Source organism: Nocardia sp. CDC519 (assembly GCF_059509835.1).
This window is the reverse complement of sequence record NZ_CM183377.1, coordinates 6,270,927-6,294,780: the sequence shown is the minus strand read 5'-3', so window position 1 is coordinate 6,294,780 and position 23,854 is coordinate 6,270,927. Positions and strand designations below refer to the sequence as shown.

Here is a 23,854-nt window from a genome sequence, read left to right as displayed (position 1 = left end):
TCGGTCGCTGCCCACCCGTCGCCCGGCTCGCATCGCGCGCCCCGGATACGATGAGCGCGGCGCTCTCGGCCGTTGTGAACGCCGGTCTCGCCGATGGAACCGATAGCGAGGACCGTTCATGAACGAGCCGGCAGCACAGCCGTCGCGCAGGCGTCGATACCTACTCCGCGCGGCTGTCGGATTGGCGGCGACGGTGGTGCTGCTGATCGCCGCCGCGTTCGGCGCCACCGCCCTCATGTCGCTGCCCTCCCCGCCGACATTGGCGCAGCTGATGTTCGCACCGCCGTCGACCCAGGGTGAGCTGTTCGCCTCGCGCACCGTGCCCGCGTCGCCGCAGCCGCGGCCGCTGCCGAAAGCCGAAGCGCCGCTACCGGATACGGTGCCATGGAAGGGTGCGCGGATCTCGGTGGCCGAGTTCCTCGACACCACGAAGACCAATTCGTTCGTGGTGCTGCGCGACGGGGTGATGATCCACGAGTGGTACCGCGACGGCGTCGGTCCGACCACGAAGCAGTCGTCCTGGTCGGTGGCCAAATCGGTGGTGTCGCTGCTGATCGGCCGGGCCATCGGCGCCGGGCAGATGAGCGAGGACGACCGGCTGGTCGATCTGCTGCCCGAACTCGCCACCGGCGCCGACTACGACAAGGTCACCATCGGTGATCTGCTCGATATGAGTTCGGGCATCGATGTTTCGGAGAACTACAACAAGTGGGCACCGTTCACCGGCACCGCCCGCATGTATCTGACCACCGATCTTGCCGAGTTCGTCGACGGGCATCGCACGCTGATCTTCCCGCCCGGCAGCAAGGGCGATTACCGCAGCGTCGACACCCAGCTGCTCGGTATGGCGCTGGCGCGCGTTACCGGTACTTCGCTGAGTGAGCTGCTGGCGCGCGATATCTGGGCGCCGATCGGCGCGGTGGACGACGCCCTGTGGAATCTCGATCGCGAGGGCGGCCAGGAGAAGGCGTTCTGCTGTCTCAATGCCACCGCCCGCGATTTCGCCAAGATCGGGCAGCTGGTCGCCGACGGCGGCCGCGTCGGCGATAACCAGCTCGTGCCGCCGGCCTGGATCGAGCGCATCAGTACGCCGTCACCGCACCGGGTCTCCGATGAGGGCTACTCGGCGCAGTGGTGGCATCCGGACGGCGGCGACGGCGCGGATCTGTCGGCGGTCGGCGTCTACGGCCAATACATCTGGGTCGATCCGCCCAGCCGCACCGTCATCGTCAAGCTCAGTGATTACGGCACCTCGCAGGACGAGACGGAGACCTTCGAGGTCTTCCGCACCATCGCCCGCGCGGGCTGACTCGCGGCCGCTCAGGCGACCAGGTCGGCGTACTCCGGGTGCGCGCCGATGTACTGATCGACATACCAGCAGGTGGGAACCACCGAATAGCCGTTGTCCTTGGAATCGGCGAGCGCGTATTCGACCACCTGGGCGGCCACGCCGCGGCCACGGAATTCCGGGAACGTCATGGTGTGGTGGAAGTCGCGGACCTTGGCGTCCTCGCGTTCGGAGTAATCGGCGTAGCCGGCGAGGGTGTCGTCGATGTAGATCTCGAATCGGGTATCGGCGACATTGTGTTCGAGCCTGGTGGTCATATCGGGGTGGAACTCCTTCTCCGGCGCGGTTGTTCCGGATGCGCTCGATTCGATCACAGGATGGCGCCCGGATTGAGGATGCCGTGCGGGTCGAGCGCGTCTTTGATGCGGGCGGTCAACGCCATCACGTCGGGGCCGAGCTGATCGGGCAGCCAGGCCTTCTTGAGCCTGCCGACGCCGTGTTCGCCGGTGATGGTGCCGCCGAGGGCGATGGCCAGGTCCATGATCTCGCCGAAGGCCCGGTGGGCGCGTTCGGTCATATCCGGATCGGTGGGGTCGTGCACGATCAGTGGGTGGGTGTTGCCGTCGCCCGCGTGCGCGATCACCGAGACGATCACATCGTTGCGTTCGGCGATCTCGGCGATGCCGTCGACCAGCTCGCCCAGGCGCGGCAGTGGCACGCCGACGTCTTCGAGCAGCAGCGGCCCGAGTCGTTCCACCGCGGGGATGGCGAATCGCCTGGCGGCGGTGAAGGCCTCACCTTCCGCGGGGTCCTCGGTGTGGAAGACCTCGGTGGCGCCGGCCTTCTCGCAGGCGGCGACCATGATCTCGGCCTCGTGCGCGGCGAACGCGCCTGGCGCGTCGGATCGGGCGACCAGCAGCGCGGCGGCCTCGCGATCCAGGCCCATGCGCATCTCGTCCTCCACCGCGTTGATCGCGACGGTGTCCATGAATTCGAGCATGGCCGGGCGCAGCGCACCGGTGATGGACAGGATCGCCTCGGTGGCCGCGGCGAGTGTGCCGAACGAGGCGACCACCGTGCTCTGCGGTGGTTGCGCGGGCAGCAGCCGCAGGGTGAGTTCGGTGATGACGCCGAGGGTGCCTTCGCTGCCGACGAACAGTTTCGTCAGCGACAGGCCAGCCGAATCCTTCAACCGCGGCCCGCCCAGCCGCACCGGGGTGCCGTCGGCGAGCACGACCTCCATGCCGAGCACGTAATCGGTGGTGACTCCGTACTTGACACAGCACAGCCCGCCCGCGTTGGTCGCGGCGTTGCCGCCGATCGAGCACATCTCGAACGACGACGGGTCCGGCGGATACCACAGCCCGTGCTCGGCGACGGCCCGCTTGACCTCGGCATTGAGCAGGCCCGGCTGCACCACCGCGGTACGGGTGATCGGGTCGACGGTGATCTCGCGCATGCGTTCGGTGCTCAGCACGATCCCGCCGTCCACCGCGGTCGCCCCGCCGGACAGCCCCGAACCCGCGCCACGGGGCACCACCGGGACCCTCCGCGCGTGCGCCCAGCGCAGCGTCGCCGCGACGTCGGCGGTGCTGCTCGCCCGGACCACCGCCAGCGGGGTGCCCGCATCGGGGTCGCGGGCCCAGTCGTGCCGGTAGCCGTCGAGCAGATCGGGGTCGGTGACCACCGCGCCGTCGGGCAGGGAGTCGATCAGATCGTGCAGGTCCACAGCGACAACGCTAGCGTCCGGGACGATCCTTGCCGCGCCCAGCCGCGCGTGGCAGGCACCGCCGGTGCCGCAGCCGGGCGCGCAAGCCGCCGAATGTGATGTCGCGCGCCGGAGTGGCCCTGCGGCAGGGCATGGGGCGACAATCAGCTGTCGGGGTTTGTGCACTGGTCGGGCGGAGGGATGGCGTTGATGCAAGTCGAACCGCAGAGTTGCCGGGAGCTGGTGGCCGCGATGTTCTCCGCCGAGTTCGTCGACGGCGGGGTCGATCCGGCGGCGTTGCGCCGCGTACACGCGGGTGAGCACGCCGAATGGGCGCTGGCCCTCGATCGGTCCGGGATGTTCGGCACCGACACCGTCGCCACGGTCACCGCGCAGTGGCGTGAGGATCCACGGGTGCTGTTGGACGCCCTGCTCACCGAGGCCGACGACGTCACCCGCCGCCGCTGCCTCACCGCATGGGCCGCACTCGGCGATGGCGGCGCGGACACCCGCGCCCGCATGGCCTGACCGGCGCGTTTCCCCGCCGATCATCTCGGCCCACCAGCTGATAACTTCGGCGCTACCTGCCGCTGGCACCCTGGCCGCCGTGCATGATCTGGCCGTCGCCGCCGACTCCCTGGCCGCGCGTTTCACTCGCCTGTGCCAGGCCGTGGTCGCGCGGCTGCCGTTCGGGCTGGACCGGATCGTCGCGCCGACGTTCCTCGGCTTCGCGCTGATCAACAGCTTCACTTTCGGCGTGGACCTGGTGCTGCTCACCACACTGCACAGCGGTCTCGGGCTGCCGCTGTGGATATCGGTGACCGTCGGCTATGTGTGCGCGTTCGGGCTGGCCTTCCTGCTCAACCGCACCTTCAACTTCCATTCGCACGCCCCGATCGGCAGGCAGGCCGTGGTGTACGCGGTGGTCATGCTGATCAACTATCTGGCCTTCATCCTCGGTGTCAGCACCGGGCTGACGGCGCTTGGCCTCGAGTACCACCTGTCCAGGCTGGCCGCGGGTGCCTGTGAAGCCGTATACATGTACAGCGCGATGCGGTGGGTGGTTTTTCGCCGGCGCGCGGAACCCGTGCCCGACACGAGGTGACGGCGGGTCGGCGGCGACGATGTGCGCCCGGCGGGGGGGGTCGCCACGACGCGGCTCGGCCATCGGGTCAGTAGAACAGTCGCACCGCGTCCCCGTCGACGACGACCACATCGTCATCGGTGAGCGCCCAGTGCTCGACTCCGGCGGCCCGATAGGCGGCGGCCAGGCGGTTGCCGTCGCCGTCGGGGTCGGTGGCGGAATCGATATGCGGGACGATCGGCCGGTCGATCAAACCCAGTCCGTCCCAGCGCGGCTCGATACCGCAGGCGGGCAGCACCTCGGCCGGGTCGTCGGCGGTTTCCAGACCGTGCAGATCGGGCGCGAGCACGCAGGCGCCCGCGCTGTATCCCGCGTACACCAGCGCGTCGGCGGCGAGCAACTCCGGGATGACGAGATCGGCCCCGCTGCGCGCGAACTGTGCCCGCAGCACGAAGGTATTGCCGCCGCGCACCCACACCATCGGGAACTCGGCCAGCCGCTGCGCCAAAGCCTTTGCGCGGCCGGCGTATTCCCGCAGATCCACTTCCTCCGGGCGATAGCCGAGCGTGCGCAACGGCACCAGATCGCTGGTCACCGCCGCGGCCCGGGCCCGTGGCCAGGCATCGCAGGCGTTGGCGATCACCGCGACCCGCCCCGGCGGCCCGGCGAGCGCGGCCAGCCGGTCGGCGTGCGCGCCGAAACGGTAGGACGCCAGGAACAGCCGCATCGGCTCAGATGGTGAAGGCGAGGGTGCGCACCAGCCGCCTGCCCAGTTCGTCGTCGCCGGAGAAGCCGATCTCGCCCATCCGCGAATCGGCGGTGACCCGGCCGCCGCCCAGCCGGACCATCAGGCCGGAATCCAGGGTGATGGTCGTGGTCGGCGGGCCGTCGAAGGCGTCGACATAGCGGGCCCGGCCCTCGACCGCGATATGCAGGGTGCGGGCCAGCGGTCCGGTCAATTCGAAAGCGATCCGCGAACCTTCGGGGGCCTTGCCCACCTTGGCGATCACCCGCGGCACGGTCTGGGCGAACTCCTGGAACGCCAGTTCGCCGCGCCGCCCGCCCTCGTCCACCCGGACGCCGAGCGCGTCGGCGATATCCAATTCGTGCATCCAGCAGTCGAACAGCCGCACCCGCATGAACCGGCCGTAGCTCACCGGCCCGATCGGCGACTGGGTCTGCGCCTGCCACTGCGCCTCGTCCATCGCCGCCAGCGCCTTGCGCCTGCGTTCGGTGACGTCGTGGAACCGTTGCAGCAGTGCGGATCCGGTGAGCGGGCGCAGCCGCTGGATCCAGATCTCGTTGAACACCGCGGTCTCGTTGCGTACATGCGGCAGCGAATGCACATCGACCTCGGGTTGCGAGCGATCGCGCGCGGGCGGCTTCTCCCCGAGCAGGAACGACTCCGTGCCGACCACATGGGCCACCACATCGAAGACGGTCCACCCCGGCAGTGGGCTCGGGCTGCGCCACACGCGCTCTTCCAGCCCGTCGACGAGGGTGGCGATGGCCTCCCACTGCTCCGGCAGCAGTGCGGTGAGCTCGGCCTGATTCGGCGTATCCGTCATCGTGGTGCGGGTCCTTCCCCCGTGCTGGTCTGGTCGTTATCGAGTTCGGTTGCGGCCGTGATGGTTCCGGCCGCGGAGTCGAGTGCTTCCAGGCCGGAGCGGATCGCGGCGGCGGTGGTGGCGGGCTCGTGCGGGCGGCGCAGCAGGAAACCGGCGGCGAAGCGGAGTTTGTCGCCGTGTCTGCGCGGTACCACGTGCAGGTGCACATGTGGCACGGTCTGGAAGGCGGCGGTGCCGTCGTTGAGAATGAGGTTGGCGCCGTCGGCGGCCAGTCCGCCGCGCCGGATCGCCAGCGCGAGTCGATGCCCGGCGCGGAACAGTTCGGCACCGGTATCGGGATCGAGGTCCTCGAGTTCGGTGGCATGGCGTTTCGGGACCACGAGGGTGTGGCCGCGAGCGATCGGGCGGATGTCGAGGAACGCGCACAGAGTGTCGTCCTCGTACACCTTGGTCGCCGGAGCAACACCTGCCACGATGCGGCAGAAGACGCAGTCGTTCACACGGCGACCATACGGCGTATGAGTGGCCTGGGACACCCTGCGTCCACTGAATGGCGTGATGCCTGTCACTGCGGCAGCCCTCCGCAGCTACCCGACCTCACGACCTACCTCGAGGTGGGTAACCCACCCGGACGTACGGTCTTGTGCCGTTTGCCCTGCTCAGTCACGATCTGAGTCCGAAAGGGCAACCTAACCCGGGGGTCCGCGTGTGACCGGACTCTCAGCTAAGCTCACCGCGGTCCGGGTACAGTTGCCAGGATTTGGTGGAACTTACTCTTCGGTAACTTCGTTCGCCGCCGCTCGGTGGCGCTGAGTCGTTCGGTAGAGCTAAGCCAGCACGAGAAGGAAGTCTGACAGGTGGAGACAACGCAAAACGTGGGCGAGGAGTCCCCGCGCGGAGCGCGTGTCGGAGTCGTTCGCGAAACCGGCGCGGGCGAACGACGTGTCGCATTGGTACCCAAGATCATTCCTGCCCTGGTGAAACAGGGCGTGCAGGTGGTCGTGGAATCCGGTGCCGGACTCGGCGCGCTCATTCCCGACGAGGCCTACATCGACGCGGGCGCGACCATCGGTGATCCGTGGTCGGCCGAGGTCGTGGTCAAGGTCGCCCCGCCGAACGACGCCGAGGTGGCCAAGCTGACGGCCGGGCAGACGCTGATCGGGTTCCTCGCTCCGCGCAACGCCGACAACCAGATCGCCGCCCTGAAATCGGCCGGCGTGCAGGCCTTCGCGGTCGAGGCGATCCCGCGCATCTCGCGCGCGCAGGTGATGGACGCGCTGTCCTCGCAGGCCAACGTGGCCGGCTACAAGGCAGTGCTGCTCGCGGCCTCGGAATCGACCCGCTTCTTCCCGATGCTCACCACCGCCGCGGGCACCGTGAAGCCCGCGACCGTGCTGGTGCTCGGTGTGGGTGTGGCCGGTCTGCAGGCGCTGGCCACGGCCAAGCGCCTCGGTGGCCGCACCACCGGTTACGACGTGCGCCCCGAGGTCGCCGATCAGGTGCGCTCGGTCGGCTCGCAGTGGCTGGATCTCGGCATCGACGCCGCCGGTGAGGGCGGCTACGCCCGCGAGCTCACCGAGGAGGAGAAGGCCAAGCAGCAGCAGGCCCTCGAAGACGCCATCAAGGGCTTCGACGTCGTCATCACCACCGCGCTGGTGCCGGGACGCCCGGCGCCGCGCCTGGTCACCGCCGCGGCCGTGGAGGGCATGAAGCCCGGCAGCGTCATCGTCGACCTGGCCGGTGAGACCGGTGGTAACTGCGAGCTGACCGAACCCGGCCAGACCGTGGTCAAGCACGGGGTCACCATCTGCTCGCCGCTGAACCTGCCCGCGACCATGCCCGAGCACGCCAGCGAGCTGTACTCGAAGAACATCGCGGCGCTGCTGGAACTGATGCTGGTCGACGGCAAGCTCGCCCCTGATTTCGACGATCAGGTGCTCGCCGATTCCTGCGTCACCCGCGAGGTGGAGAACTGATGTACACCGAACTGCTTGCCAATATCGCGATCCTGGTGCTGTCCGGCTTCGTCGGATTCGCGGTCATTTCCAAGGTCCCCAACACCCTGCATACCCCGCTGATGTCGGGCACCAACGCCATTCACGGCATCGTGGTGCTCGGCGCGCTGGTGACGCTCGGCAAGGTCGAGGACCCGTCGGTGCTGATGCAGGTGATCCTGTTCGTCGCCGTGGTGTTCGGAACCCTGAACGTCATCGGTGGTTTCGTGGTCACCGACCGCATGCTCGGCATGTTCAAGGGCAAGAAGCCGGCCGCGCAGAAGGCGAGCGAGTAAACCGATGGACAACCTGGTCAACATTCTCTACATCGTCGCGTTCGCGCTGTTCATCTACGGTCTGATGGGCCTGACCGGCCCGAAGACGGCGGTGCGCGGTAACTGGATCGCCGCGGCCGGTATGGCCATCGCGGTGATCGCGACGCTGATCGCGGTGCGTGACACCGGCAACTGGATCCTGATCATCGCCGGCCTCGTGGTCGGTGTGGTGCTCGGCGTTCCGCCGGCCAAGTTCACCAAGATGACCGAGATGCCGCAGCTGGTGGCGGCGTTCAACGGTGTCGGCGGTGGCACGGTCGCGCTGATCGCGTGGGCGGAGTTTCTCGACACCACCGGGTTCTCGAACTTCAAGCACGGCGAGGAACCGACCGTGCACATCGTGATCGGTTCGCTGTTCGCGGCCGTCATCGGTTCGATCTCGTTCTGGGGTTCGCTGATCGCGTTCGGCAAGCTGCAGGAGATCCTGCCCGGCCGCCCGATCGGTCTCGGCAAGCTGCAGCAGCCGCTGAACCTGCTGTTGCTGGTCGGCGCGATCGCGGCAGCGGTCTACATCGGTGTGCAGGCCGCCGACGGTGGCGCCTCGCAGCTGTGGATGATCGCGGTGCTGGTGCTGGCGGGCATCCTCGGCCTGATGGTCGTGCTGCCCATCGGCGGCGCCGATATGCCCGTGGTGATCTCGCTGCTGAACGCCCTCACCGGTCTGTCCGCCGCGGCGGCAGGTCTGGCGCTGAACAACACCGCCATGATCGTGGCAGGCATGATCGTCGGCGCGTCCGGCACCATCCTCACCAACCTCATGGCCAAGGCGATGAACCGGTCCATCCCGGCCATCGTGGCCGGTGGGTTCGGCGGTGGCGGCGGCGCCGCGGCCGGTGCCGGCGGCGGTGAGGCCAAGCAGGCCAAGGCCACCTCGGCCGCCGACGCCGCGATCCAGATGGCCTACGCCAACCAGGTCATCGTGGTGCCCGGCTACGGTATGGCCGTCGCGCAGGCCCAGCACGCGGTCAAGGAGATGGCCGCGCTGCTCGAGGCCAAGGGCGTCGAGGTCAAGTACGCCATCCATCCGGTCGCTGGTCGTATGCCCGGCCACATGAACGTGCTGCTGGCCGAGGCCGAGGTGTCCTACGACGCCATGAAGGAAATGGACGACATCAACGGTGAGTTCAACCGCACCGATGTCGCCCTGGTGATCGGCGCCAACGACGTCACCAACCCGGCTGCCCGCGAGGACTCCTCCAGCCCGATCTACGGCATGCCGGTGCTCAACGTCGACCAGGCCAAGTCGGTCATCGTGCTCAAGCGCTCGATGAACTCCGGCTTCGCCGGCATCGACAACCCGCTGTTCTACGCCGACCACACCTCGATGCTGTTCGGCGACGCCAAGAAGTCCGTCGGTGAGGTCACCGAGGAACTGAAGGCCCTGTAATCCAGGCGGTTTCGCGCGAACACGGCCCGTCGTCCGGCATGGACGGCGGGCCGTCGCGTTGCCGGTGTACCGATAATCGCTGGACGTTCCCCGTTCCGGCGCGAAGCATGGTGGCGATGTTCGAACACAGTGAAGCTCTGCGGCTGGTCGGAACACCGGAGGCGTCCGCGGATGCCACCGGCGGGCTCGACTGGTCGGTCCGGCTCGATTCCTACTATTCCGCGCGCGATGTGCTCGACGTGCTCGCCTTGACGCCGTTCGCGCGCGGCGCGCTGCCCTGCTACCGGAAGGTGCATCTGGAGCGAGTGCGTCCGCAGGCTCTGCTGCGTCCGGCCGGGTCGACGGTGTCGCGGATGGTCAACGAGGGCGGCAGCGTCTCGGTGCTGGTACACGGTGACGGCTGGACCTTGCGTTCGGATCGCTGGGAGGACCGCAGCGGCGTCGTCGAAGTGGTCGCGGTCGACGATGAGCTCGCCGAGCGCATCATGACCGAGGCGACCCACGAGGCAGTGGACGAAACCATCGCCGACGACGTGGTCAAGATGGGTTTCTGGCATCTGGACGAACACCAGGGCCCGCGTCGCCGGGTACTCGACATCTCGACTCCGGCCTGGGCCGATATCCGCGGCAACTACTCGGCGCCGGTCGCGGCCACGCTGGATCGGTTGATGGCCTTGGCGGCGGCCGATATTCGCGGACGGCTGTTGCTGCTGCACGGCGCGCCCGGCACCGGCAAGACCACCGCGCTGCGGGCCCTCGCGCGGGCTTGGGGACCGTGGTGTCAGGCCGATTGTGTGCTCGATCCCGAGGTCTTGTTCTCCCAGCCGGGTTACCTGATGTCGGCGGCGATGGGCGCCGATGGCGGCGAACAGGGGGCAGGGCGCTGGCGGCTGCTGGTGCTGGAGGACTGCGACGAGCTGATCCGTGCCGAGGCCAAAGAGTCCGCGGGCCAGGGCCTTTCCCGGCTGTTGAATCTGACCGACGGCATGCTCGGCCAGGGGCGGGATGTGCTGATCGCGATCACCACCAACGAGGATCTGTCCCGCCTGCATCCAGCGGTCACCCGGCCGGGACGGTGCCTGGCCCAGCTCGAAGTGGGACGGCTCAGCTATGCCGAATCGCGGGCCTGGCTCGGCGAACACGCTGAGCGAGTGGAGGTTCCGGCCAGGGGCGCGACGCTCGCGGAGCTGATCGCGCTACGGGACGGGGCCGAGCAGATCGTGACCGCCTCGCCGCAGGCCGAATCGGGAATGTACCTGTAGGTCGATGGTTTTCGGATGGGGCTCGCAGTAGCCGTCCGGCAGGACCCGGCTTTAATGGCCGATCGGAAGCCGAATTCTGTTCGGAGTGCGGCGGTTACGGTTCGGCCGTGATCGACGCGGTGTGGCGGGAGCGAAACCAGCCGTGCGGCGGTGTGTTGGCGTGTCGGGCACCGTGGCACCGCGGCGGCGGGAGTGGCGCTGTTACCCTCGTCGGTATGCCGAGTATCGGAGCGAAGCTGTTGCGGACGCGATGGTTCGTGCGGGCGCCCATCTGGGTGTTCCGGGCGCGCCTCGGATTCCTGTTCGGCGGCCGGTTGCTGCTGCTGGAACATATCGGCCGCAAGTCCCGGCAGGTGCGCTACGTGGTGCTGGAGACGGTGGACCGCCCCGATACCGACACCGTCGTCATCGCCTCCGGCTTCGGCAAGTCCTCGCAGTGGTATCGCAATCTGCTGGCCGACCCGCACTGCCGGGTGAGCGTCGGATGGCGCTATCGCGCGGCCGCGGTGGCCCGCATGCTCGACATCGAGGAAACCGCCGCCGTGCTGGCCGGTTATCGCGTCCGGCATCCGAAGGCGTACCAGGAACTCAGCGGCGTCATCGAGGAGGCGACCGGGCAGGGCATCGACACCGTCCCGATGGTCGAGCTGTCGATGCGGGGCTGATCGCGAACTCCGCTGCTGGCCCGGGAGGTGGCTGGTTGCAGGGGCGATTCGACCGGCGTGGACCGGCGCGCGGGGCGTCCGAACCGGAGCGGGCGTCGGCGAGCACGTTGTCGGCGAACGGGTGTGGGTCGACTGGGGCGGTGCAACGCGCATCGGGGACGTGTGGGATCACTCCATGAAGGGCTTTGCCGACGCGGCCGGGGGAGCCGCGGTTGTCTCCGCCGGGGGCGCGACGATGCCCGCGAACACGCAGCACAGCACGACTATCGCCAAGGGCACCACGAAGGTGGCGGTGAGTGGGATCAAAGCTGTGAGCCAGCCGATCACGGCAGGGCCCGCGAGCAGGCCCACGTAGCCGATGCTGAACACCCGCGACATATCCGTGGCGGCATTACCGGAACCGAGATTGCCCGCGGCGGTGAAGATCTGCGGGATACCGCCGGCCAAGCCGAGGCCGCACAACGCCCAGCCGAGCAGGGTGAGCGGAACCCACGGCGATACCAGGATGAGCAGCAACCCGAGTGCGGCGAGCAGCGAACCGTAGCGCACCACCGCGACGCGGCCGAACGCGCCGCTGACCCTATCGGCGGTGAAACGGCCGAGCGTCATGGTGACCGAGAACGCGCCGAAAGCCAAAGCGGCCGTGGACTCGTCGGTCTCGAGATGCTCGCGCATCTGCAAGGTGCTCCAGTCGTTGGCGACGCCCTCGGTGAGCAGTAGACCGAACGCCAGCGCGGCCAGCGCCCATACCTTGCGGGAACTGCCGCTGATATCGGTCTCGCCGCCGTCGTGCTCCGGCGGGGCATGCGGCAGCAGCCGGGGCAGGCAGGCCGCCACGATGACGACCCCGGCGCCCGCCGCCAGCGACATCGTCAGCCACGGTGACCAGCCCAACCTCAGCGTGAGCGCGCCGACCAGCGCGCCGAGTAGACCGCCGCCGGAGAACAGCGCGTGGAAGGCCGACATGATCGGGCGCCGATACTCCCGTTCCACATGCACCGCTTGGGTATTCATCGAGACGTCGAGGGCGCCGTTGCCGAATCCGAAGGCCGCCAGCGCGATCGCCAGCGACACCGGCCCTATCGCCAGCCCGGGCCCGATCACGCAGACCGATGCCGTCACCCCGGCCACGCCGACCAGCGCCCGGCTGCCGAACCGGTCCGCGAGCGGGCCGGCCAGCCGCATTCCCACGATGCCTGCGCCGGCCATCAACAGGATGAACATGCCGAGCGTGGAGTGCGCGATCCCGGTGCGTTCGGTGATCGCCGGAATGTGCACCACCCACATGGCGAGCAGGAATCCGTTGAGCCCGAAGACGGTGAAGACCGCCGCGCGGGCGGTCCGCACCATCGGATCGATCGTCGATGCGGCCACCGCGTCGACGGTACCGCCGCTCACCGGCTCGGACGAGCCGGATCCGCACCGGCTCCGTCGACCGGACGCTCGGCGATGCGCATCGCCCAGGCCCGGAACTCGGCGAGATCGCCCAGTTCGGCGCGTATCTGCCGCGGGACGAAACGAGTGGTCGCCGCCTCGAGCAGGTCACAGAGCCCGAGATGCACCCATTCCCAGACCTTGACGTTGTACGCGTGCACGACCGGCCCGACGCGGGCCCGGATGCTCGCGACCTCGGCGGCGGGGATCCCGGCGCGTGCCAACCGGGCGATGGTGGCGCGCTGATCCGCCTCGGAGAACTCGGTGTCCAGATACGGCTCGAGCAGATCGGCCCACACATCGACGCGATGCCCGATCGGGATGGCGTTCCTCGCGCAGAACTCGGCGAGCTCATCGCGTTGGTTCGCCGACACGAACAGCGTGAGCCCCGAACACGTGCGGATCTCGGGGGGAAACGCCGCCGGGTCGGCATCGCGGATCGCGCCGGCGGGCACCTCACGCCCATCGGGTAGATCGGCGGCCGAAAGGTGCTCGCTGCCGAAGCACACCTGGTCGCCGGTGAACACGACCTCGATCCCCATCATGAGCGCCCCCTTCTCGATACGTTCCATACTCGCATCCGTCACCGACAGGTTTCGGCAATGGCGATCGGCGGGCCGATAGTCCGATTTCCTGGGATTCGCCGCAGGCCTGCCGCGTCGTACAGTGATGGCATGGACGCGCTGGCCGGCTTGCTCGAAGGTCCACGCGCACGCGGTGCCTTCCTGATGCGGTCGGTGCTGCAACCGCCGTGGTCGCTGCGTATCGAGGACGAGGCGCCGCTGACGGTGCTCGCGATGATCCGCGGTAGTGCGTGGATCACGACCGATGACGACTCCGGCGGTCGGCGCGCGAGCGCGGGCGACGTCGTGGTGTTCAGCGGCGGGCGGCCCTACACCGTGGCCGACGACCCGTCCACCGAACCGCAGATCATCATCCGACCCGGCCAGGTGACGATGACCCCCGCGGGCGACATCCTCTGTGAGACCTTGAGCCTGGGCGTGCGCGAATGGGGCACCGACCCGAACGGCGAGACCATGATGGTCACCGGCACCTATGAGTCGGCCGGCGCGGTGAGCCAGGGCCTGCTGCGCGCCCTGCCGCCCGTCATCGTGCTGCCACGCGGCGAATGCGATACCCGGCTGCTCGAACTGCTCGTCGACGAGATGTCCAAGGATCAGCCCGCGCAGGGCGCCGTGCTGGACCGCCTGCTCGACCTGCTGCTGATCGCGGCGCTGCGGGCCTGGTTCGCCCGAAACGACGCCCCCGCTTGGTATCACGCCTACGACGATCCGCTGGTCGGCAAGGCGCTGCGGCTGTTGCAGCACAATCCGGCGCACGGCTGGACAGTGGCGAGCCTGGCCGCGGCGGTCGGCGTGTCCAGGGCCGCGCTGGCCCGCCGGTTCACCGAACTGGTGGGGGAGCCGCCGATGGCATTCCTCACCGAATGGCGGCTGGCGCTGGCCGCCGACCTGCTCCAGGACTCCGACGCCACGATCGAGTCCATCGCGCGGCAGGTGGGTTACGGCAGCGCGTTCGCGCTCAGCTCGGCGTTCAAGCGCCAGTTCGGTGTGAGCCCGCGCGACCACCGCAGGGGCGCGGCACCGGCGCCGGTATCGTCGGCCGGGTGACGCAGCAGCAGTATCCGGTGCTCTGGCCGGTGCCCACCCGGTGGGCCGACAACGACCACTACGGGCACGTCAACAACGTGACCTACTACTCGTACTTCGACACCGCGGTCAACGCCTGGCTGATGCACGCCACCGGCACCGATATCCGCGAGCTGCCCGCGCTCGGTGTGGTGGCGCAGACCTCGTGCCAGTACCTCGGCTCGATCAGCTTCCCGGACCAGCTCCAGGTCGGCCTGCGGATCTCGCGGCTCGGCAACTCCAGCATCACCTACGATCTGGCGATCTTCCGCGAGGCCGACGGTGCGCTGGAGTTGGCCGCCACCGGCACCTTCGTGCACGTCTACGTGGACTCCGAGACCCGCAAGCCGGTGGAGATCCCCGAGGTCATCCGCACCGCCGCGGCCCAGCTCGTCACGGACTGAGCCCCGGACGACGCGCCCGCCGGATCAGGCCATGGAGCTCTGCAACGCCGCCTGGAACCGGCGCATACCGTCGATCCACCGGTCGTAATCGCTGCCCTTGTACCGGTACATCTTCAGCACCTCCGGGTGCGGGAGGATGAGGAAGCTCTCGGACTCGATCCCGGCGATCACCGATTCGGCGACCTGCTCCGGGGTGAGCACCGCGCCTGCCGTGGTCACCGCCTTGATCGCCAGCTCCGCGGCGTCGGCGTTCTCCGGCGGCATCATCCCGCCGTGCAGCAGCTGGGTGTCCACCCCCATCGGGCACAGGCAGCTGACGCGAATGCCCTTGTCGCCGTAGGTCACCGACAACCATTCGGCGAAGCCGACGGCGGCGTGCTTGGACACCGAGTACGGCGCCGACCCGATCTGGGTGAGCAGTCCGGCCGCCGACGCGGTCGTCACGAAGTATCCGCTGCCGCGTTCCAGCCAGCCGGGCACGAGTTGGCGTGCCGCGCGGACATGAGCGAGCACATTGACCTCGAGCGCGGCCGTCCACTGCGCGTCGGTGCTGTCGAGGCCGGGCCCGCCGCCGATGCCCGCGTTGGCGAAGAACAGGTCCACCGGACCGAATTCGGCCTCGGCTCGTGCGATGAGGGTGGCGATCACCGCGTCATCGGCGACGTCACCGCCCACCGCGATCGCCGCCGTGCCCAGCGAATCCGCGACCTGCTGCGCCGCCTCGGCGTCGAGATCCGCGACCACCACCTGCGCGCCGTCCGCCACCAGCCGTCGCGCCAGCGCCGCTCCGATTCCCGCGCCGGCTCCGGTGACGATGGCGACCTTGCCCGAAATATCCATGCCCGCACGATAGCTCTCGCTTGCCCGCCGGTGTCGGGCCATCGGACAACGGGCGGTATCTCCGAGATCGTCGACGTCCGGTCAGCTCGATTCGGCGATCCGCTGCAACAGCGGCGAGATCCGCGGCCCGACCAATTCGCGCATCACCAGAGCCATATTGGTGCGTTCCACGCCCGGGATCTTCAGGATGCGGCCGGTGATGCGGTAGAGATCATCGGCATCGCGGGCCACCACGCGCACGGTGAGGTCGGTGGCGCCGGTCATCCCGCATACCTCGGTGACCTCGGGGACTTCCGCGAGCTCGTCCACCACCGGATCGAGTTTGTGCTGGTCGACCACCACCGCGACGAACGCCGCCAGCGGATAGCCGAGCGCGCGTGCCTCCACTCGGCGCTCGAAACTGGCGAGCACTCCGTTGGCCTCCCAGCGCGCCAGCCGGGCCTGCACGGTATTGCGCGACAACCCCAGCCGAGCGGCCAGCTCCACGCCGGTCGCTCTCGGGTTGTCCACCAGCTCCAGCAGCAATCGCGCGTCGGTAGCGTCGACGGCGGGATCGGCGAGCTCTCGACCGGTCATATATCGCATGATGACACGCGCCGGGTGGCTCGGATGGATGTTCGGTGCGCACGAGCGCACCCGGGCGGTCACCGATGGCGGGCACGGGCGCAGTGCTCCGCCCGTGCCTGCCGATTCGGGGGATATGCCTAGGTGCAGGTGATCGACGAGCCGCACATGAGGCGATCGATCAGTGACAGCACCGCGCTGCCCGAGGACGCCCCGCCCGGTGCGGGTTCACCCGGCGCGACCACGGGGGTGACCATCGGAGTGACGGGCAGCGGTGCGGCGGCAGCCGGACCCGCGGTGAGAACAGTGCCGAGAGCCAGTGCCGCGACGCCTGCGCCGAGCAGCTTGGGGAACGACATGAGGAATCCTTTGTTCGGTGCGATGAGATCGGCTCGGTCGCGGATCGGACCGAGCCGTACGGCATCGCCAGAGCCGGCATCTCGACGGCGATGCTGGGCGCGAGGATGGCCGAATATGCCCGTCTGCGAACAGGTTTGGTCCGGCCGCGCGGCCCACGGAGACTATCGGGACGCCTCCGCGGCCGTTACAGCCGCATTTCTGATTGCGATCGCCATGCGCGGGCCGGTCTCGTCGGGCGGCACGCGCGAACCAGCCTGATGAATCGGCGGAGCAGTCTGCGGATCATCGAGCCCGCCCGGCCGTCCGCTGGGCGGACTTTTCTGTGCTCTAGCAGGGGCGATGGTCGACACGTCGAGTAGTTGATCTGTCACAACGTGCAATATGACCGGCGGGTAACCCCCGAAATCGCGCATTCTGCTCAGTTTCGTGTCGGTCACTTGCGCACATCGTCTGATCGTGGATGCTGTGTGATACAGGACACAATCCTGGCTCCGACTTCCCAGGAGGCGGTGAAGGAGATGCTCGGCAAACCCAGCTATCCGGTACAACTGATCCAGCCCGACGGCAGGCGCGTCCTCGACCGGGAACACGCCGCGGTGGTTGCCGACATCGGGCCCGACAGGCTGCGCGACCTCTACGAAGACCTGGTGGTGACCCGCCGTATCGACACCGAGGCGACGGCCTTGCAACGGCAGGGCCAGCTCGGGCTGTGGGCGCCGTTGCTCGGCCAGGAGGCCGCGCAGGTGGGTTCGGCGCGCGCCCTTCGCCCCGACGATTACGTGTTCTGTAGCTACCGGGAGGCCGCGGTCGCCTACTGTCGCGGCGTCGACCCGGCCCGATTGACCCGGATGTGGCGCGGCGTCGCGCATTCCTGCTGGGATCCCGACGCCATCAATATGACCAACCCGGCCATCGTGGTCGGCGCGCAGGGCTTGCACGCCACTGGTTACGCCTACGCCGCGCACCTGGAAGGCGCCGATATCGCCAGCATCGCCTACTTCGGTGATGGCGCCACCAGTCAGGGTGATATCGCCGAGGCGCTGGGTTTCGCCGCGAGTTGGAGCGCGCCGGTGGTGTTCTTCTGCCAGAACAATCACTGGGCGATCAGCGAACCGGTCCGGTTGCAGAGCGCGACGCCCATCGCCCAGCGCGCCCTCGGCTACGGCATCCCCTCGGTGCAGGTCGACGGCAACGATGTGCTGGCGGTGCTCGCCGTCACCCGGCAGGCGCTGGCCCGCGCCCATGCCGGAGGTGGCCCGTCGTTCATCGAGGCGATCACCTACCGGATGGGCCCGCACACCACCGCCGACGATCCGACCCGGTACCGTTCCGACGCCGAAACCGAGGAGTGGAAAAAGCGCGACCCGATCGACCGGGTGCGCCGGCTGCTCGAACGGGAAAACCTGCTGTACGCCCAGTTCGAGCAGCGAGTGCGCGCCAGGGCCGACGAGATCGCGGCCGTGGTACGCAGCGCGACCATCGACTTACCCGATCCCGAGCCGATGCAGCTGTTCGACCACGTCTACGCCACCGAGCATCCGCTGATCGCCGAACAACGGCGCGCCTACGCGCGGTACCTGGCCGACGCCGACGTGCACACCACGCACACGGAAGGAGTCCCGTCATGATCACCACCTTCGCCGCCGCACTCAATGCCGGTCTGCGCCGGGCGCTGGAGGACGACCCGAAGGTGCTGCTCATGGGCGAGGACATCGGCCGCCTCGGCGGGGTGTTCCGGGTGACCGACACCCTGCAGAAGGATTTCGGCAACAACCGCGTCATCGATGCGCCGCTGGCCGAATCCGGCATCATCGGCACCGCGTTCGGCATGGCGCTGCGCGGGTTCCGTCCGGTGTGCGAGATCCAATTCGACGGGTTCGTCTATCCGGCTTTCGACCAGATCGTGTCCCAGGTGGCCAAGATCCACTACCGCACCGAGGGAAAGGTGAAGGCGCCGATCACCATTCGCATTCCATTCGGCGGCGGCATCGGTTCGGTGGAGCACCATTCCGAATCGCCGGAGGCCTATTTCGCGCACACCGCGGGGCTGCGAGTGATGACGCCGAGCACCCCGGCCGACGCTTACGCGATGATCCGCCAGGCGATCGCGCTCGACGATCCGGTGATCTTCTTCGAACCCAAGCGCCGCTACTGGGATAAGGCCGACGTCGATTTCGATGCCCCCGCAGAGCTGCCGCCGGACCGGGCCCGGATCTGTCGCGAGGGCGCCGACGCCACCGTCGTCGCCTACGGTGGCACCGTCGCGACCGCGCTCGGCGCCGCGACAATCGCCGCCGAGGAAGGCCATTCGCTCGAGGTGATCGATCTGCGCAGCCTCTCGCCGATCGACTTCGACACCGTCGAAGAGTCGGTGGCCAAGACCGGCAGGCTGGTCGTGGTGCACGAGGCGCCGGTCTTCGCCGGGCTCGGTGCGGAAATCGCCGCCAGGATCACCGAACGCTGCTTCTATCACCTGGAGGCGCCGGTGCTGCGGGTCGGCGGCTTCGACATCCCCTATCCTCCGGCCAAACTCGAAAAGCACCACCTGCCCGACCCCGACCGCATTCTCGCCGCCGTGGATCGTTCGCTGGCCGCCTGACGTGATTGCGCCTCGACGGCCCGCCGCAGCACGCGGACCTCGTCGGGGCGGCACAATCGCAGACAACCGACGACCAGCTCGATCGAGACCGAGGTGCCTTTCGTGAACGAACCGCGTGCCGAAGACCCGAACCAGGTGCTGGAATTCCGGCTGCCCGATCTGGGCGAGGGCCTCGCCGACGCCGAACTGCAATCCTGGTCGGTGGCCGTCGGCGACGACGTGGACCTGAATCAGACCATCGCCGAGGTGGAGACGGCCAAGGCGGTGGTGGCGCTGCCGTCGCCGTTCGCGGGCACGGTGGTGGAACTGCTGGCCGAGCCGGGCGAGACGGTGCCGGTCGGTGCACCGTTGATCCGGGTGCGCACCACCGCGCCCGCCACGCCGGAGGCGCCCGCCGTTGCACCGGACGCCGCGCAGGGGCGGGCGGCGGACCCGGAACGTACATCGGTGCTCGTCGGGTACGGCCCGGAGGGGGAGACGGCTTCCCGGCGACGTCGGCCGGCCGAGCCCGCCAATGGTGCGCAACGGCAGCCGGACGCCGCGGACTCGACCGCGCCGAACGGGAAACAAGGGGCTGCCGCACGCGCGGCAGCGACTCCCGCGGCCAGGAAACTGGCCAAGGAGCTCGGCATCGACCTCTGGTACGTCGCGGGATCCGGTCCGCAGGGCGCGGTCACCGTCGAGGACGTCCGCTCGGCGGTTCCGGTGTCCGCGCCACGGGTCCGCGCCGCAACCCCCGCCGCGGCGCCGGTCACGGCTGCGGCGGGCGCCGAATCCGGTGTCGTGCGCCCGCCCGCCCGCGAAGAACGCACCCCGATCAGCGGGGTCCGCAAACGCACCGCCGCCGCCATGGTCGCCAGCGCCCGCACCATCCCGCAGGCCGGCGCCTCGATCACGGTGGATTGCACGGCGTCCATGGAACTGCTCGATCACCTGCGCAGCACCGCGCCGTTCGCCGGCTTGACGCTGACCCCGCTCGCGCTGGTGGCGAAATCGGTACTGGCCGCGCTGGCGGAATTCCCCGGCCTGAACGCCTATTGGGATGAGGCGAATCAGGAGATCGTCACCAAGCACTACGTCAATCTGGGGATCGCGGTGGCCACCGACCGCGGACTGCTCGTGCCCAATATCAAGGACGCGCACGCACTGAGCCTGCGCGATCTGTGCCGCGAGATCGGCTGGCTGGTCGACGTCGCCCGTGCGGGCAATGCCGCGCCCACCGACCTGCGCGGCGGCACCTTCACCATCTCCAACGTCGGCGTCTTCGGTGTCGACGCCGGGATGCCGCTGGTCAACCCGGGCGAAGCGGCGATCTTGTGCCTCGGCGCGATCACCGAGCGGCCCTGGGTGGTGCGCGGTGAGCTCGCCATCCGCTGGGTCACCACGCTGACCCTCAGTTTCGACCACCGCATGATCGACGGCGAACAAGCCGCGAAGTTCCTGGCCACCACGGCCGGCTTGCTGGAGGATCCGCTCACGTTGCTCAGCCGTTTGTAGCGTGCTCAGGCGCTTCTTCCGTTGTCGCCGGCGGTGCGGGCCTGCGGCGCAAGGTCTGCCGCACGACGAGCCCCGCGATCACCGCCCAGAACGCCGAGCCGATACCGAGGAAACCGATCCCGGACGCGGCGACCAGGAAGGTGACCACGCCCGCCTCCCGGTCCTGCTCCGCGGTCAGCGCGGCCGCCAGCGCCGCGGCGAGGGTCGGCAGCAAGGCCAGGCCCGCAACGGTTTCCAGCGTCCCCGCCGGCGCCGCGGCGATCACGGTGACCAGTGCGGCCGAGCCGAGCCCGAGCACCAGATAGCTCGCGCCCGCCGTGCAGCCGGCGATCCAGCGGCGTCGCGGATCCGGATGGGCGGACGGCGCCGCGGACAGTGCCGCGCTGATGGCGGCGAGGTTGATCGCGTGGCCACCGGCGGGCGCACCGGCAATGGTGCCGAGCCCGGTCGCCGTCATCGCGGCGCGCCAGGGCACGCGGTAGTCGAAGGAACGCAGCACCGCGGTGCCGGGAATGTTCTGCGACGCCATCGTGACGACATAGAGCGGCACCGCGATGCTGATCGTGGCCGGCCAACTCCACTGCGGCACAACCAGTTCCACCGTCGGGGCGATCGCGGCGGTGTCGAGCTCCTTGTGTCCGGCCACGATGCCGACGCCCACCCCGATGGCGGCCGCGCCGAAGGCGGCGAGCACCGCCCAGCGCGCGGCGACGCGGCGCATGACCAGCCACACCAGGATCACCGGCAGCACCACCGCCGGACTGGTCTGCACCGCCCGCACCGGTGCCAGACACAGCGATAAGAGCACGCCGGCCAGCATGGCCTGGGCGATCTCCACCGGTATCGCGGCGACCAGGTCGGCGAGCCGCCGGCTGAGTCCGGTGCACACGATCAGCACGCCGGTCGCGATGAACGCGCCGACGGCCGCGCCCCAGCCCCCTGCCACCACTCCGGTGCCGGCGAGCAGGGCCGCGCCCGGCGTGGACCAGGCCAAGGTGATCGGCATCCGGTACCGGTAGCTCAGCACCAGCATGCCGACGGCCTGGGTGAGACACAGCGCGAGCAGTCCCGACGCCGCCTGCGCGGGGGTGGCGCCGACCGCCGTCAGCCCGCTGAGCACCACGGCGAACGAACTGGTGAAGCCGACCAGTGCGGTGATCACGCCGGCACCGATCGGCTGGGTGATGTCGCGTGCGCCGGGGGAGTCCGTGGCCGGATCGGTGCTCGGCGGCGCGGCGGTGCTGGGAGATTTCTGCGACATTGTGGCGATACTGCGCTGGTCCAGGCCCCTTGTCCCGAGCCAGTCGAGCGGAACTGGCCTGAATTGCCGCCCGCGTCCGCGGCCGGGTCGGCTTTTCCGGGTCACGGTACGAAAGCACGGACCTGGCCGTACGCTGGAGGCGACGGGCTCGACGAGGCGGATCTGAACGAGGAGCTGGGGTGCGGCCGGTACTCATTTCGGCGGACGAACTGCGGGACGCGTTGTCGGACAATCGAGTACGGGTGCTCGATGTCCGCTGGGCGCTGGGCGATCCGGACGGCCCGCAACACTATCTGGAGGGGCATATCCCCGGGGCGGTCTTCGTCGACCTGGAGACCGAGCTCGCCGCACCGCCCTCGCCTGCCCGCGGCAGGCATCCGCTGCCCGATATCGGTCAGCTGGAGAAATGCGCGCGTAGCTGGGGCGTATGCAACGGCGACACCGTCGTCGTCTACGACGCGACCGGCGGTATGGCGGCCGCGCGCGCCTGGTGGTTGCTGCGCTGGGCCGGCTTGGCCGATGTGCGGATCCTCGACGGCGGCCTGCCCGCCTGGATCGCGACCGGCGCCGAGCAGGCCACCGGCGCCGAACCCGATCCCGCCGATGGCGACGTCGAATTGAGCCCCGGCCATCTGCCGGTCATCGATGCCGACGCCGCCGCGCGCTGGCCAGGGGCACTGCTCGACGCGCGTGCGGGCGAGCGCTTTCGCGGCGAACAGGAGCCGATCGACCCGCGCGCCGGCCATATCCCCGGCGCGATCAGCGCTCCGACCGCCGACAACCTCACCGCCGACGGCCACTTCCGCACCCCGGAGGAGCTGCGCAAACGCTTCGCCGACTGGGCGGGCCCGGTGGCGGTCTACTGCGGCTCCGGCGTCACCGCCGCCCACCAGATCGCGGCGCTCGCGGTCGCGGGCATCGACGCCGCCCTGTACCCGGGCTCGTGGTCGCAGTGGTCCAACGACCCGAAACGGGCGGTCGCCACCGGCGCCTGATAGTGATCCGCGCAGATCAGCCGGCCACCACGAGAATTGATCGGCGCGCGGCCCGCGCCGGCAGCCCGGCGATGCCGTACCACCAAGGGCATAGCCGAGCGCGATCTGCTTCGTGCGCAGACCTGCGAACTCGGTGGTGGGATAGCCGCAGACCCCGACGCGACGAGCCACTACGGGCAGCTGATCGCGATGGATTGCAGTGCCGTCCGGTCGTCGACGGTGATGGGCAGGTCGTAGTGGATGGCCACCGTCAGATACTTGGCCGCGTAGAAGCAGTGCCCCGGTCGCGAGGGTGGTAGCCATTCGCCGGGAGTGCTGTCGCCCTTGGCCCGATTCGCCGCGCGGGTGGTGGCCTGCAAGTTGTGGTCGATGTCGTTGGCGAACCGGACGCGGCGGTCCAACGGCCAGGCGGCGGCGCCGAAATCCCAGGCGGCGGCCAGTGGATAGACGTGGTCGATGGGGACATTCTCGGCGTCGGATTTGCTGAAGACCACCTCGGTGCCGGTGTAGGGATCGGCCAGGATGCCGGAGAGGACCACGCATTCACGGGTGCCGGGCCGGAAACTCACCTCGGTGAGCTGACGGGCCAGGACGTTGTTGCGGGTATCGCAACCATCGTGCCCGCCGGTGCCTTCGTAGTCATCGGACCAAGCGGGGCCGAAAACGCAGGCCTCGTCCGGTCCGCAGCCGCGGTCGTAGCCACCCGGATGCGGACGGCCCTCGACGACCCGGACCACCGCGAGCAGCCGTTCGACCTCGGCTCGTGGCGGACTGCCCGGCGCGGGCCCCACCGCCGGTGCACACCCGCTGAGCAGGAACAACGCGGCGAGGAGCGGGCCGATGACAGGCGCCGCGGCCTGCCGGGTCGGTGCGTTGTCGCGGCCGGTCCAGCGCCGATGTGCGATGGACCGGCCACACCAGGTCGGTGCGTGTGTTGTGTTGACGATCGTGCGCCACGCG

General features: G+C 69.2%; 26 protein-coding genes. 14 read left to right on the top strand and 12 right to left on the bottom strand.

All coding sequences use genetic code 11. The annotated features are described in order from the left end of the window. The first annotated feature begins 118 nt into the window (after window positions 1-118). Entirely contained in the window at window positions 119-1,309 is a 1,191-nt protein-coding gene (locus tag AC5W7N_RS28700; RefSeq protein WP_495922734.1) for a serine hydrolase domain-containing protein, read from the top strand. Window positions 1,310-1,320: 11 nt separating this feature from the next. On the opposite strand, the gene AC5W7N_RS28695 is transcribed toward AC5W7N_RS28700, so the two are convergent. Beyond that, window positions 1,321-1,605, bottom strand: coding sequence for a GNAT family N-acetyltransferase (locus AC5W7N_RS28695; protein ID WP_163813874.1), 285 nt, complete (start codon window positions 1,603-1,605; stop codon window positions 1,321-1,323). A 53-nt stretch (window positions 1,606-1,658) separates the two neighbouring features. Continuing rightward, complete coding sequence (locus AC5W7N_RS28690; protein WP_163813875.1) at window positions 1,659-3,017, bottom strand: FAD-binding oxidoreductase; 1,359 nt, start codon at window positions 3,015-3,017, stop codon at window positions 1,659-1,661. A gap of 189 nt (window positions 3,018-3,206) precedes the next feature. Between AC5W7N_RS28690 and AC5W7N_RS28685 the strand changes: the two genes are divergently transcribed. Next, a complete protein-coding gene (locus AC5W7N_RS28685) occupies window positions 3,207-3,524 on the top strand; it encodes a hypothetical protein (protein ID WP_306043179.1) in 318 nt (105 codons plus the stop codon). Window positions 3,525-3,603: 79 nt separating this feature from the next. Further along, window positions 3,604-4,101, top strand: coding sequence for a GtrA family protein (locus tag AC5W7N_RS28680; RefSeq protein ID WP_495922732.1), 498 nt, complete (start codon window positions 3,604-3,606; stop codon window positions 4,099-4,101). Between the two features lie 67 nt (window positions 4,102-4,168). On the opposite strand, the gene AC5W7N_RS28675 is transcribed toward AC5W7N_RS28680, so the two are convergent. The 3 genes from AC5W7N_RS28675 to AC5W7N_RS28665 are packed head-to-tail and all read right to left on the bottom strand — an operon-like array spanning window position 4,169 to window position 6,148. Then, window positions 4,169-4,807, bottom strand: coding sequence for a Type 1 glutamine amidotransferase-like domain-containing protein (locus AC5W7N_RS28675; RefSeq protein ID WP_495922730.1), 639 nt, complete (start codon window positions 4,805-4,807; stop codon window positions 4,169-4,171). Window positions 4,808-4,811: 4 nt separating this feature from the next. Beyond that, the gene (locus AC5W7N_RS28670; protein ID WP_163813880.1) at window positions 4,812-5,648 is read right to left on the bottom strand and encodes a maleylpyruvate isomerase family mycothiol-dependent enzyme; all 837 of its coding nucleotides are present in this window, start codon (window positions 5,646-5,648) and stop codon (window positions 4,812-4,814) included. Further along, on the bottom strand, window positions 5,645-6,148 hold the full coding sequence (locus tag AC5W7N_RS28665; protein WP_495922727.1) for an HIT family protein: 504 nt from the start codon (window positions 6,146-6,148) through the stop codon (window positions 5,645-5,647). The genes AC5W7N_RS28670 and AC5W7N_RS28665 overlap by 4 nt, the downstream gene beginning before the upstream one ends. Window positions 6,149-6,505: 357 nt before the next feature. On the opposite strand from AC5W7N_RS28665, the gene AC5W7N_RS28660 reads away from it, so the two are divergent. The 5 genes from AC5W7N_RS28660 to AC5W7N_RS28640 all read left to right on the top strand — a co-directional run bounded on the left by AC5W7N_RS28660 (window position 6,506) and on the right by AC5W7N_RS28640 (window position 11,291). Continuing rightward, window positions 6,506-7,624: a Re/Si-specific NAD(P)(+) transhydrogenase subunit alpha gene (locus tag AC5W7N_RS28660; RefSeq protein WP_175585898.1), complete on the top strand. Its 1,119-nt coding sequence runs from the start codon at window positions 6,506-6,508 to the stop codon at window positions 7,622-7,624. Beyond that, entirely contained in the window at window positions 7,624-7,938 is a 315-nt protein-coding gene (locus tag AC5W7N_RS28655) for an NAD(P) transhydrogenase subunit alpha part 2 (RefSeq protein WP_014349354.1), read from the top strand. Before AC5W7N_RS28660 ends, AC5W7N_RS28655 begins: the two co-directional genes overlap by 1 nt. Before the next feature lie 4 nt (window positions 7,939-7,942). Next, window positions 7,943-9,364 (top strand): NAD(P)(+) transhydrogenase (Re/Si-specific) subunit beta, encoded by a 1,422-nt coding sequence (locus tag AC5W7N_RS28650; protein WP_163813882.1) that lies wholly within the window; start codon window positions 7,943-7,945, stop codon window positions 9,362-9,364. Between the two features lie 116 nt (window positions 9,365-9,480). Further along, complete coding sequence (locus AC5W7N_RS28645; protein WP_228806450.1) at window positions 9,481-10,626, top strand: DUF5925 domain-containing protein; 1,146 nt, start codon at window positions 9,481-9,483, stop codon at window positions 10,624-10,626. Window positions 10,627-10,841: 215 nt separating this feature from the next. Beyond that, entirely contained in the window at window positions 10,842-11,291 is a 450-nt protein-coding gene (locus tag AC5W7N_RS28640) for a nitroreductase family deazaflavin-dependent oxidoreductase (protein ID WP_194990638.1), read from the top strand. A 168-nt stretch (window positions 11,292-11,459) separates the two neighbouring features. Here the strand turns inward: AC5W7N_RS28640 and AC5W7N_RS28635 are convergent, their stop codons facing one another. Together AC5W7N_RS28635 and AC5W7N_RS28630 are read right to left on the bottom strand one after the other, a co-directional pair. Continuing rightward, window positions 11,460-12,641 (bottom strand): MFS transporter, encoded by a 1,182-nt coding sequence (locus AC5W7N_RS28635; RefSeq protein WP_495924230.1) that lies wholly within the window; start codon window positions 12,639-12,641, stop codon window positions 11,460-11,462. Between the two features lie 44 nt (window positions 12,642-12,685). Further along, the gene (locus AC5W7N_RS28630) at window positions 12,686-13,297 is read right to left on the bottom strand and encodes a hypothetical protein (protein WP_194990639.1); all 612 of its coding nucleotides are present in this window, start codon (window positions 13,295-13,297) and stop codon (window positions 12,686-12,688) included. 102 nt (window positions 13,298-13,399) lie between these two features. Here AC5W7N_RS28630 and AC5W7N_RS28625 point away from each other — a divergent pair, with 102 nt between their 5' ends. Both AC5W7N_RS28625 and AC5W7N_RS28620 read left to right on the top strand, forming a co-directional pair. Next, the gene (locus AC5W7N_RS28625) at window positions 13,400-14,356 is read left to right on the top strand and encodes an AraC family transcriptional regulator (RefSeq protein WP_163813888.1); all 957 of its coding nucleotides are present in this window, start codon (window positions 13,400-13,402) and stop codon (window positions 14,354-14,356) included. Further along, window positions 14,353-14,778 carry an acyl-CoA thioesterase gene (locus AC5W7N_RS28620; protein WP_163813889.1) on the top strand — a complete coding sequence of 142 codons (426 nt, stop codon included), beginning with the start codon at window positions 14,353-14,355 and terminating at the stop codon, window positions 14,776-14,778. The genes AC5W7N_RS28625 and AC5W7N_RS28620 overlap by 4 nt, the downstream gene beginning before the upstream one ends. A gap of 24 nt (window positions 14,779-14,802) precedes the next feature. Here the strand turns inward: AC5W7N_RS28620 and AC5W7N_RS28615 are convergent, their stop codons facing one another. From AC5W7N_RS28615 to AC5W7N_RS28605, 3 genes are all read right to left on the bottom strand, one after another. Continuing rightward, window positions 14,803-15,618, bottom strand: a complete 816-nt coding sequence (locus AC5W7N_RS28615) for an SDR family oxidoreductase (RefSeq protein WP_194990640.1) — start codon at window positions 15,616-15,618, stop codon at window positions 14,803-14,805. A gap of 81 nt (window positions 15,619-15,699) precedes the next feature. Further along, window positions 15,700-16,194 carry an Lrp/AsnC family transcriptional regulator gene (locus AC5W7N_RS28610; protein WP_163813892.1) on the bottom strand — a complete coding sequence of 165 codons (495 nt, stop codon included), beginning with the start codon at window positions 16,192-16,194 and terminating at the stop codon, window positions 15,700-15,702. A 128-nt stretch (window positions 16,195-16,322) separates the two neighbouring features. Then, on the bottom strand, window positions 16,323-16,541 hold the full coding sequence (locus tag AC5W7N_RS28605; RefSeq protein ID WP_163813894.1) for a hypothetical protein: 219 nt from the start codon (window positions 16,539-16,541) through the stop codon (window positions 16,323-16,325). Between the two features lie 519 nt (window positions 16,542-17,060). On the opposite strand from AC5W7N_RS28605, the gene pdhA reads away from it, so the two are divergent. The 3 genes from pdhA to AC5W7N_RS28590 all read left to right on the top strand — a co-directional run bounded on the left by pdhA (window position 17,061) and on the right by AC5W7N_RS28590 (window position 20,638). Further along, window positions 17,061-18,170 carry a pyruvate dehydrogenase (acetyl-transferring) E1 component subunit alpha gene (gene pdhA, locus AC5W7N_RS28600; RefSeq protein ID WP_495924228.1) on the top strand — a complete coding sequence of 370 codons (1,110 nt, stop codon included), beginning with the start codon at window positions 17,061-17,063 and terminating at the stop codon, window positions 18,168-18,170. Beyond that, the gene (locus AC5W7N_RS28595) at window positions 18,167-19,141 is read left to right on the top strand and encodes an alpha-ketoacid dehydrogenase subunit beta (protein WP_163813895.1); all 975 of its coding nucleotides are present in this window, start codon (window positions 18,167-18,169) and stop codon (window positions 19,139-19,141) included. The genes pdhA and AC5W7N_RS28595 overlap by 4 nt, the downstream gene beginning before the upstream one ends. 102 nt (window positions 19,142-19,243) lie before the next feature. Next, window positions 19,244-20,638: a dihydrolipoamide acetyltransferase family protein gene (locus AC5W7N_RS28590; RefSeq protein WP_495922723.1), complete on the top strand. Its 1,395-nt coding sequence runs from the start codon at window positions 19,244-19,246 to the stop codon at window positions 20,636-20,638. Here the strand turns inward: AC5W7N_RS28590 and AC5W7N_RS28585 are convergent. Continuing rightward, window positions 20,625-21,899 carry a benzoate/H(+) symporter BenE family transporter gene (locus tag AC5W7N_RS28585; protein ID WP_495922721.1) on the bottom strand — a complete coding sequence of 425 codons (1,275 nt, stop codon included), beginning with the start codon at window positions 21,897-21,899 and terminating at the stop codon, window positions 20,625-20,627. The two genes, AC5W7N_RS28590 and AC5W7N_RS28585, sit on opposite strands and share 14 nt — an antisense overlap. Before the next feature lie 179 nt (window positions 21,900-22,078). Between AC5W7N_RS28585 and AC5W7N_RS28580 the strand changes: the two genes are divergently transcribed. Then, on the top strand, window positions 22,079-22,894 hold the full coding sequence (locus tag AC5W7N_RS28580; protein WP_163813898.1) for a sulfurtransferase: 816 nt from the start codon (window positions 22,079-22,081) through the stop codon (window positions 22,892-22,894). A gap of 170 nt (window positions 22,895-23,064) precedes the next feature. Here AC5W7N_RS28580 and AC5W7N_RS28575 read toward each other — a convergent pair whose 3' ends face one another. Continuing rightward, a complete protein-coding gene (locus tag AC5W7N_RS28575; RefSeq protein WP_495924227.1) occupies window positions 23,065-23,736 on the bottom strand; it encodes an HNH endonuclease family protein in 672 nt (223 codons plus the stop codon). Window positions 23,737-23,854: the final 118 nt, after the last annotated feature.

Excerpts from the sequence above, each read along its gene's own strand:
- AC5W7N_RS28700 (WP_495922734.1), top strand. The coding sequence starts at position 119 with ATGAACGAGCCGGCAGCACAGCCGTCGCGCAGGCGTCGATACCTACTC.
- AC5W7N_RS28695 (WP_163813874.1), bottom strand. The coding sequence starts at position 1,605 with ATGACCACCAGGCTCGAACACAATGTCGCCGATACCCGATTCGAGATC.
- AC5W7N_RS28685 (WP_306043179.1), top strand. The coding sequence starts at position 3,207 with ATGCAAGTCGAACCGCAGAGTTGCCGGGAGCTGGTGGCCGCGATGTTC.
- AC5W7N_RS28675 (WP_495922730.1), bottom strand. The coding sequence starts at position 4,807 with ATGCGGCTGTTCCTGGCGTCCTACCGTTTCGGCGCGCACGCCGACCGG.
- AC5W7N_RS28670 (WP_163813880.1), bottom strand. The coding sequence starts at position 5,648 with ATGACGGATACGCCGAATCAGGCCGAGCTCACCGCACTGCTGCCGGAG.
- AC5W7N_RS28655 (WP_014349354.1), top strand. The coding sequence starts at position 7,624 with ATGTACACCGAACTGCTTGCCAATATCGCGATCCTGGTGCTGTCCGGC.
- AC5W7N_RS28650 (WP_163813882.1), top strand. The coding sequence starts at position 7,943 with ATGGACAACCTGGTCAACATTCTCTACATCGTCGCGTTCGCGCTGTTC.
- AC5W7N_RS28645 (WP_228806450.1), top strand. The coding sequence starts at position 9,481 with ATGTTCGAACACAGTGAAGCTCTGCGGCTGGTCGGAACACCGGAGGCG.
- AC5W7N_RS28640 (WP_194990638.1), top strand. The coding sequence starts at position 10,842 with ATGCCGAGTATCGGAGCGAAGCTGTTGCGGACGCGATGGTTCGTGCGG.
- AC5W7N_RS28635 (WP_495924230.1), bottom strand. The coding sequence starts at position 12,641 with ATGGTGCGGACCGCCCGCGCGGCGGTCTTCACCGTCTTCGGGCTCAAC.
- AC5W7N_RS28630 (WP_194990639.1), bottom strand. The coding sequence starts at position 13,297 with ATGGAACGTATCGAGAAGGGGGCGCTCATGATGGGGATCGAGGTCGTG.
- AC5W7N_RS28625 (WP_163813888.1), top strand. The coding sequence starts at position 13,400 with ATGGACGCGCTGGCCGGCTTGCTCGAAGGTCCACGCGCACGCGGTGCC.
- AC5W7N_RS28615 (WP_194990640.1), bottom strand. The coding sequence starts at position 15,618 with ATGGATATTTCGGGCAAGGTCGCCATCGTCACCGGAGCCGGCGCGGGA.
- AC5W7N_RS28610 (WP_163813892.1), bottom strand. The coding sequence starts at position 16,194 with ATGACCGGTCGAGAGCTCGCCGATCCCGCCGTCGACGCTACCGACGCG.
- AC5W7N_RS28605 (WP_163813894.1), bottom strand. The coding sequence starts at position 16,541 with ATGTCGTTCCCCAAGCTGCTCGGCGCAGGCGTCGCGGCACTGGCTCTC.
- pdhA (WP_495924228.1), top strand. The coding sequence starts at position 17,061 with ATGCTCGGCAAACCCAGCTATCCGGTACAACTGATCCAGCCCGACGGC.
- AC5W7N_RS28595 (WP_163813895.1), top strand. The coding sequence starts at position 18,167 with ATGATCACCACCTTCGCCGCCGCACTCAATGCCGGTCTGCGCCGGGCG.
- AC5W7N_RS28585 (WP_495922721.1), bottom strand. The coding sequence starts at position 21,899 with ATGTCGCAGAAATCTCCCAGCACCGCCGCGCCGCCGAGCACCGATCCG.